The organism is Pedobacter agri PB92 (genome assembly GCF_000258495.1).
Taxonomy (GTDB): Bacteria; Bacteroidota; Bacteroidia; order Sphingobacteriales; family Sphingobacteriaceae; genus Pedobacter; species Pedobacter agri.
Window position 1 is genome coordinate 1 of sequence record NZ_AJLG01000318.1, and the last position, 1,747, is coordinate 1,747.

Sequence of the window (1,747 nt, forward strand, 5' to 3'; positions counted from 1 at the left end):
TCTGCCTGTCTGCGGATCAATTCGTTTAATACTTCGATTTCGCCTTTGCGGGCTGCCGGAATTAAGAGTAGGTTGATGTTTTCCATATGCTATAAAACCCTTTGCATCTTTAAATGTTTTATTGATTGATTTTTGCTTCCAGGCATTTCAGTTATATATCAGTTAGATAAGTATTAAGTATTTAAAACAGCTTTTATAATTGTAAATGAATAAAACTTATCATGACATTAAAAGGTTATGTGGATATGAAATATGATAACATTCAGCAATTGTTTGATAAGTATGAAGACCTTTCTATTGAGGTAGAACAGGCCAAGCGGGTAGTGGATGCCTCACAATTGCCAGATTTATCCAAAACTGATTCCATATCTGCCGCAGAGGCTGATGAATACCTGATTGCACATATTGAGCTGGAAAGAAAGGAACAACACCTGGAAAGTGTTTCGCAGGAATGGGCAGAAATACAGGAACTGTTGGTAGAGAAACTTTGCAAGGTGAATACACGTGTGAGGGTAATCGACAGACGTGATGGAGATGAATTATTGATCAGCTGCTTAGCCGGATCGATTTTGATTGAAGAAAAAACAGAAAATGAGTAAAGATACTATACAAGAACAATTTGACCGCTACCTCTCACTTCTCGAACAAATTCATACCCTTGGCCATGAAATCGATGCTGCCATTGATGAAGTAGAGATTAATGAACTAATGCTGAAACGAAAGAGATCACAAACCAAGATGCGGACTGTTGTCAAAAACCTGGTGACATCACTGAGTGAAATGGGAACCAAATACCCTATTCATAATTACCTTGCCAACCAAACCACTTACATCTTTGCGTTAGATAATAAACTGATGCTTGAATATCACTAGCCATATTGTTTTTGGAGCTGCTTCCTGTTAATTCAGGTGAACTATAGGAGTAATTTTTTGATATTATTTAAAATTTCTGGCGGGTGGAATAGCAATTTCTTGTTTGGTTTGGCGTACCTGTGTCCTTTTGTTTTCGCTTGGATAAGGAGCAGTTTTTTCATCAGAACGAGAAGGTGTTAATATTGGAAGATCATCTTGATCTGTTTTGCTCAGTGTTCGAAGCAGTTTTGTCAGGTCGAAACAGCGTTTAACGATGATGTGCACTACTTCACCTTCTCTTTGCAATTTACCTTCTACCATAAGTAAACGGGAGTGAAGGATTTCTTTCCGGTACTTTTCGAAAAGGCTTTCAAAAACCACCAGGTTAGAAAAACCTGATTCATCTTCTATTGTAATGAAACACACTCCACCAGCGGTACCAGGACGTTGACGTACCAATACCAAGCCTGCAACTTTAATGCTTTGACCATCTTTAACCGCATCTAAGTCTTTGTTGGCACATACTCTTAACAAATTCAATTGTTCTCTTACAAAACTTACCGGATGTGCTTTTAAAGAAAGTGCTGTGGTCGAATAATCCTGTATCACATGTTCAGCTTTTGTCATGAGCGGGAGCTGGGTTTGTTTTTCAATTTTGCTTTCAGAATCCTGGCCTTCAAATAATGCTACAGGTCGATCTGCAAGTGCCGATACTTCCCAAAGTGCCTGGCGGCGATCGAAACCCAGTGATCTAAAGGCATCTGCATCTGCCAGTCTTTCTATTGTAGCCAGCGAAATTCCTGCATCTACCAACTGATTTATATTTTTGTAAAGTGTTCGCCTGTGGCAGATTAAAATGTCCATCTCATCCATTCTTATTCCTTTAATTTGCCTG

At 38.9% G+C, this 1,747-nt stretch carries 3 protein-coding genes; 2 read left to right on the plus strand and 1 reads right to left on the minus strand.

Going from position 1 to position 1,747, the window contains the following annotated elements:
- Positions 1-221: 221 nt before the first annotated feature.
- Complete coding sequence (locus ON09_RS23580) at positions 222-599, plus strand: hypothetical protein (protein WP_010603532.1); 378 nt, start codon at positions 222-224, stop codon at positions 597-599.
- A complete protein-coding gene (locus ON09_RS23585; RefSeq protein WP_010603533.1) occupies positions 592-873 on the plus strand; it encodes a hypothetical protein in 282 nt (93 codons plus the stop codon). Before ON09_RS23580 ends, ON09_RS23585 begins: the two co-directional genes overlap by 8 nt.
- 63 nt (positions 874-936) lie before the next feature.
- Here ON09_RS23585 and ON09_RS23590 read toward each other — a convergent pair.
- Positions 937-1,747, minus strand: an 811-nt coding sequence (locus ON09_RS23590; RefSeq protein WP_010603534.1) for an OB-fold nucleic acid binding domain-containing protein, incomplete at its 5' end; no start/stop codon positions are given.

What these genes read in the sequence shown, in the direction of transcription:
- ON09_RS23580 (WP_010603532.1), top strand. Translation starts at nt 222, where the DNA reads ATGACATTAAAAGGTTATGTGGATATGAAATATGATAACATTCAGCAA.
- ON09_RS23585 (WP_010603533.1), top strand. Translation starts at nt 592, where the DNA reads ATGAGTAAAGATACTATACAAGAACAATTTGACCGCTACCTCTCACTT.